Source organism: Pseudoalteromonas sp. 2CM32C (assembly GCF_023161925.1).
GTDB lineage: Bacteria > Pseudomonadota > Gammaproteobacteria > Enterobacterales > Alteromonadaceae > Pseudoalteromonas > Pseudoalteromonas marina.
This window is the reverse complement of sequence record NZ_JALNTI010000006.1, coordinates 202,131-208,217: the sequence shown is the minus strand read 5'-3', so window position 1 is coordinate 208,217 and position 6,087 is coordinate 202,131. Positions and strand designations below refer to the sequence as shown.

The following is a 6,087-nucleotide window of genomic DNA, read 5'->3' as shown; positions in this document are numbered from 1 at the left end:
GACTGTAGCTCAGTTGGTTAGAGCACTACCTTGACATGGTAGGGGTCGGTGGTTCGAATCCACTCAGTCGTACCAATATTAATCAGATGTATAATTGAAGGAAAGAGCACTACCTACTCTTGACCACCCGGTCCAAGGGTCAGTAACTCAAATCCACTCAGTCGTACCAATATTTAAGTAAAACCTCAAAATTGTACGACTGTAGCTCAGTTGGTTAGAGCACTACCTTGACATGGTAGGGGTCGGTGGTTCGAATCCACTCAGTCGTACCAATTCAAAAAATATAAACTCAAGAAAATCTTCTCCCTACTTTTATAGCGCTTTCCTCGGGTCAATAAATAGAATCAACTGAGTTGTGAAAATTAAAACTTATAAAGTTGCTAGTCAGAGAGCGCACCAAGTACATACACAAGTGGCGCATTCCAATTAATCGCAACCTCGTTAGTTGAAAAGCTACACCAATCGTCAACGTATGATTTTGCTGGCTCATTGAATAAGTAGTTACAATTATCTTGTTGTCCTGAATGAGGGCCACCTACAAGCATTCCTGGTACAGGCGCAACAACATTATCACTGTGTGAAATTCGATGATGTGGATACAAAGGTGTTTTAGTGCCAAACCCAGTAACAAAAGAGTACCCCGTAGGGTTTCGCCCTAATACATAATCGACAAGTCCATGAGCTGCATTTTTATAATCGTTATTTTTATTTATCTGAGCGGCTTGTAGCAAAACCATCGCTTTATTTAACGCGGCTGAGTTACTCCCCCATACAAAGTCTGATTTTTGCATAGCAACATTGTATGGACTGCTTTTATGTTGGTTTAAATATATATCAGCTAAGTCATTTTGCTTTATTTTAAGGGCTTCGTATTCTTGTTTAGATAATAAGTCCTTTGCTTTAAACAGCAAACTACTCAAAGAAAGGTACGATACATTTCGCCACGCTGGAGCCACGTAATCAATATTTATCTCTTTATAAATAGTGTAAAAGTTTTTATTTTTAGTGGTTATAAATAACTCTGCAGCGGCCCAAGCAAATTCATCCTTTAAATAATGATCTCCATATTCACCGCTTTTAATATCACTTGGTTGCTCATAATATTGTGTTTGGTTTAAAAGCGCCCAACGCCATGCTTTTATGGCTGCATTTGAATATTGCTTACTCTTATTGGGGTAGTAAGGTTCAATCACCCGGCTAGCCATCGAAAGCGTAGCTGCAAAATTAAGGCTTGCTGCTGTTGATTTCCCTATTATTAAGCGTAGGCGTTGATCTTCATGTGGCATTTCATTCCCTGGCCATTCACGAGTTGTTAGCTTATGATATACACCCCCATCATCGCTTTGCATAGTGATCAGCCATTCAAGATTCCATAGGGCTTCGTTTATAATATCAGGAACGTTATCTTCAGATTCAGGTATGTTTAGGGTTTGTTTTTTATAAACATCAGGGTAATGTTCAAACGCTGCAAGCAGTGTATACGTGCTAATACCTGAGTTAACAACATACTTGCCATAGTCGCCTGCATCATACCATCCTTTTTGTGAGTCTATTCGTTTGCCTTTGTACCTTGGCTCAGCAGAAGGATGATAACCAATAATGTCATCTTTATGACCCATTGGTCTTGCATAAATTCCCGCGAACTTCTCTTCAATAGGAGTACTAGAGCGGTTCAAATAATAATATCTTAAAGCGGCTTTACTAAGTGAATCATAAACATCATCACTAATTCGAAATAATGAAGAATCTGCAACACCCTTTACACGCAAAAAATAGTGACCCGAAGTGACAACTTCAGAAAAATCGGCAAGCTTGTGACCATCATTGCCAGAAAGAGTCCATATTTTAGCTGCGCTCAACTGAGCGGTATAAACCACCTTGTTCGTTTTCGCATTAATTACATCAAATTGCGAAGCTGTTACGTTCGGTATTGCAGCAATTTTTTCACTTTTATTTAAGTAGCCTAATTGATTAATTGCAATTTGCTGATTTGAGGATAACTTACTTAATTTACTAGGATTTTTTTTTACTAATACCGAGCAAGAGGTCAGAGCAAGCACATTCAGTAGCAGTAATGATAAAATAATATGTTTCATATGACCCTTTCGTATAAATAATGTCGAAGCAAAAAATAGAGCACTTGCTATTAAGTTATAATAAGTGCTCTTGTTTATTATTCACTGCACTTTAAAGTGGCCATTTTTTGCGCATTGGGTTCAAATTGAACATTAGCAATTCGTATTTTAGCTGCGCCTTCGCTTGTTAACACAAAGGGGGCACTCGAGCGTTCAAACTCCACTCCACTTTTAGCAAAGCATAATAAATCTATAGAAACGGTATTCCAGGTGTTCAATTTAAACTCTTTTAGCATGGGCGAAATATTCAGCTCTGCGCATTTACCTTTTGCGCATCCCATTTGAACATAAAGTTCATTTCTAGGAGGGGTTTCGACTCTCACATCAAACGTTAGCGCGCTTTTATTGATCAAATATTGAGATAGATCTTCTCGGTACCAGGATGAGCTAATCAGTACAGAAGCATTATTAGCACCACTCCACGTAAATTCTTTTGCATCACCTTGAATATTTTTATCGGCTTCAATCATCGTTAAGCCTTTAATATTTCCTGATGGCGTGTGGATGTCTTTTGTTTGTCCACCTGACTGCAATTGATAATTCCAGTCCCCTTTCGCTCTTCCTTGCATTATTTGATAAGGGGTGTTGACAGGTGTTTGAAAAATAAAGTCATTCTTTGTACTTAATTTATTAAGCATCACATTATCTTTATAGGTTAACCCAAATCCATATGCAAAAAGTGGATCATAGTTTTCATCGTAACGATTTAATACAACTTGTGATGCATATTTAGGCCATGAAAAGGAAAGCTTGCCTTTAAAGTCAAATTGAATATTGCCATCATTATCTTTAAACAAAACATCAGCTACACCAACACCTTCACTACCAGGTAGCCAAGCTGCTACAAACGAATCTGATGCATTTATTTCTCTGTTTACCCATAAAGGTCTGCCCGATAAAAACACCGATACAACTTTTATACCTTGTGATTTCAATGACTCGATTAATTTGGCGTCACGGTGAGAATGAGCCTGATAAGCAATTGATTTTAGATCGCCAATCCACTCTGCATACGGATTTTCACCAAACACAACAATGGCAACATCTGGTTTTACATCAAAACTACCATCAGGGCTTAGCACTGCATTGCCGCCCGCTTTGTTTACCGCTTGCTTTATACCATCAAAAATTGACGTTCCCCCTGGAAAATCAGATTTAACATTACCTTCACCTGTCCAGTTAATTGTCCAACCACCCGTTTGCTTACTCATATTTTCAGCACCATCACCCGCAATTAATACCTTACTATTTGGGTTAAGTGGTAAAAGGTTATTATTATTTTTCAACAACACTAACGATTCTCTAACTGCTTGCCTAGCAATTGCTTTGTGCTCAGGAGCACCTAATAATTGTTTTTGGTTAGCATATTTACGTGTTGATGGAAGCCCTTTATCGAATAGCCCCGAACGTATTTTAACGCGTAAAATACGCCTAACTGCATCGTCTATACGTTCAACATGGATAATTCCATCTTTAACCTGCTCTACTGTATTACCTATAAAAGCTTTCCAATCTTCTACAACCATAAACATGTCTAGTCCAGCATTAACAGCCTGCGGACAGCTATCATTGGTACACCCGGGTATTTTACTGTGCGAATTCCAATCACCCACTATAAAACCATCAAAACCAAGTCGCGTTTTCAAAACATCGGTAAGGAGATATTTGCTGCCGTGTAAGCGCAAGCCATTCCACATATTATGAGAGGCCATTATACTTTGCACACCTGCTTTAAGAGCTGGCAAATATGCCGCCGCATGATTTTTAATTAAATCACTTTCACTTTCTTGGTTGTCACCTTGATCAATGCCTTGATAGGTGCCTCCGTCACCGACCCAATGCTTTGCGGTAGAGTAAATATGATCGTCATCTAAAAAGTTAGCTGTATTTACTTTCCCCTGAAGGCCTTCAATCATTTCTTTTGCATAGCTGGCAACTATTTCAGGGTCTTCAGAATAACTTTCGTAAGTTCGACCCCATCGATCATCCCTTGCAACGGCAAGTGTTGGGGCAAATGTCCAGTCTATACCTGCAAGTAATACTTCTTTCGCTGTTGCTTCTCCAATTTTATAAATTAAATCTGGGTTACGTGTTGCACCTAAACCAATGTTATGTGGATATAAAGTAGCACCAATAAATTTGTTATTGCCGTGTACTGCATCAATGCCATATGTAACGGGAATAGCTAAACCGCCTTGTGATGTATCCATTGAGGCTAAATAAAGCTCGTCCATAAAAGACACCCAATCAGATACACTCGCATTACGGTTATTATGTAAAAATGTTCCACCGCCATTCAAAACCGATCCTAAATGATATTTTTTTACATCTTGAGGCGTTACCCAGGTTATTTCTGCTTGTACCATTTGTCCCACTTTTTGTTCTAGTGACATTTGGCTTATTAAATGAGTAATACGTGTTTCCAACTCTGCATTTTTTTTTATTGCTGGTTCAAGAGTTGGCCAAAGTGTTATATCGTTTTTAGCAACTGTGTTAACAGACGCAAAGCTCATAAAAGAGCCAAGTAAAAATGAAGAATAAGTTAATTTCATTAATCTAATAACCTGATACTTTGTTAGTGTGGCAAACAGTTTTATAACAAATGCGGCATAATGTCGTTCAAATAGAGGTTTTAAGCGTATAAATGCACGCAATTTACTCTATTTGAACGCCTGGCTATTTCAAATATTAAAGATTATTAGATAACATACAACGACAATGAAAACACACGTGTACCAAACAAAAATTTTAATAAAGGTGTATTAAATTGTGAAAGAAGTACTTTTTAACACTCACGATCTCGCTTTAATTTTTACCATTTTTATATGCTTATCATTTAGTGTATTTTTAGTAACATTAAAAAAGGGTAATAAACTTAGTAACTATTTACTTGCTTGCTTTTTATTAACTCAAGCTGCAATTCCTACGGATAACCTTATTAACTTTGGTGAGGCATTTCGAGCGTTTGCGTTGAGTTTATCCCCAAATCTATTTTACACATTTGGATTAGCTTTTTGGTTGGAAGTCCCTTTGCTTCTGCTTTATATCAAATCGTTAGTTAACAAAAACTATCAGCTAAAAAAACGCGATTCGCTATTATTCATACCGTTCATTTTTTATGCCGCTTATTTCACTGTTGATTGGCTTATGATAGAAAATAGCATCAAATTAGATGTACTTAAAAATGACACAATTGAAACCACAGCATTTATTGACCGAGCTATTTATTTTTTTCGGGAGTGCTTTCGATTTTCAATTAGCGTTTTATGTTTTTTAGAGTTACAAAAATACCAAAAAAACATTAAAAATGAGTTTGCAGAGCTTGAGAGTGTCGACCTAACTTGGCTTAAATTCCTTGTCATTGGTTTTTTAGTAGTACACCTAAATTCAATATTTGTCTCTTTGGGTATTATTATGTCTTACGAGATAGGTATTCTAGTAGACCATGAATTACTTGGGCTTACAGCTAATTATGCAATTCTTTTATTAATCACAAGTTTAATCTACTTTAGTGCTGGTAATTCAAGAATATTTCAGGGTATTGACGATGAACTAACAGCTGAACAGCATAAAGCACCAGATTCGTTTGAACCCGAAAAAATACAAAAGATCGAAAGCTATTTGCTACAAAATAAGCCTTATTTAAACCATTTACTCACACTTGATAACCTAGCAAGTCAGTTAAGTATGGGATCAAGAAACTTGTCATCTATAATTAATAGGCACTTTGGTAAAAACTTTTTTGAGTTTATAAATTATTACAGAGTTGAAGAAAGTAAACGGCTGTTACTTTTAGAGGAAAATAAAACAGTGACCATGTTAGACATTATGGATAAAGCAGGATTTAACAGCAAAGCAACTTTCAATACATTTTTTAAAAAACTAGTGGGCGTAACACCCACTCAATTTAGAAAAGAATATTGGGAAAGCCAAAACAAAAATTCGAGTTAAA

3 protein-coding genes and 2 tRNA genes are annotated in these 6,087 nt (G+C 36.8%); 3 read left to right on the top strand and 2 right to left on the bottom strand.

The window, feature by feature from the left end; all coding sequences use genetic code 11:
- Both MTF67_RS12900 and MTF67_RS12895 read left to right on the top strand, forming a co-directional pair.
- Window positions 1-75: transfer RNA gene (locus MTF67_RS12900), tRNA-Val, on the top strand.
- Window positions 76-195: 120 nt separating this feature from the next.
- A tRNA-Val gene (locus MTF67_RS12895) sits at window positions 196-272 on the top strand.
- Window positions 273-380: 108 nt separating this feature from the next.
- On the opposite strand, the gene MTF67_RS12890 is transcribed toward MTF67_RS12895, so the two are convergent.
- A complete protein-coding gene (locus MTF67_RS12890) occupies window positions 381-2,096 on the bottom strand; it encodes a glycoside hydrolase family 9 protein (protein ID WP_248519737.1) in 1,716 nt (571 codons plus the stop codon).
- Between the two features lie 77 nt (window positions 2,097-2,173).
- A complete protein-coding gene (locus tag MTF67_RS12885) occupies window positions 2,174-4,687 on the bottom strand; it encodes a glycoside hydrolase family 3 N-terminal domain-containing protein (protein WP_248519736.1) in 2,514 nt (837 codons plus the stop codon).
- A 217-nt stretch (window positions 4,688-4,904) separates the two neighbouring features.
- On the opposite strand from MTF67_RS12885, the gene MTF67_RS18540 reads away from it, so the two are divergent.
- Window positions 4,905-6,086, top strand: coding sequence for a helix-turn-helix domain-containing protein (locus tag MTF67_RS18540; RefSeq protein ID WP_058428792.1), 1,182 nt, complete (start codon window positions 4,905-4,907; stop codon window positions 6,084-6,086).
- Window position 6,087: the final 1 nt, after the last annotated feature.

Excerpts from the sequence above, each read along its gene's own strand:
- MTF67_RS12890 (WP_248519737.1), bottom strand. The coding sequence starts at position 2,096 with ATGAAACATATTATTTTATCATTACTGCTACTGAATGTGCTTGCTCTG.
- MTF67_RS12885 (WP_248519736.1), bottom strand. The coding sequence starts at position 4,687 with ATGAAATTAACTTATTCTTCATTTTTACTTGGCTCTTTTATGAGCTTT.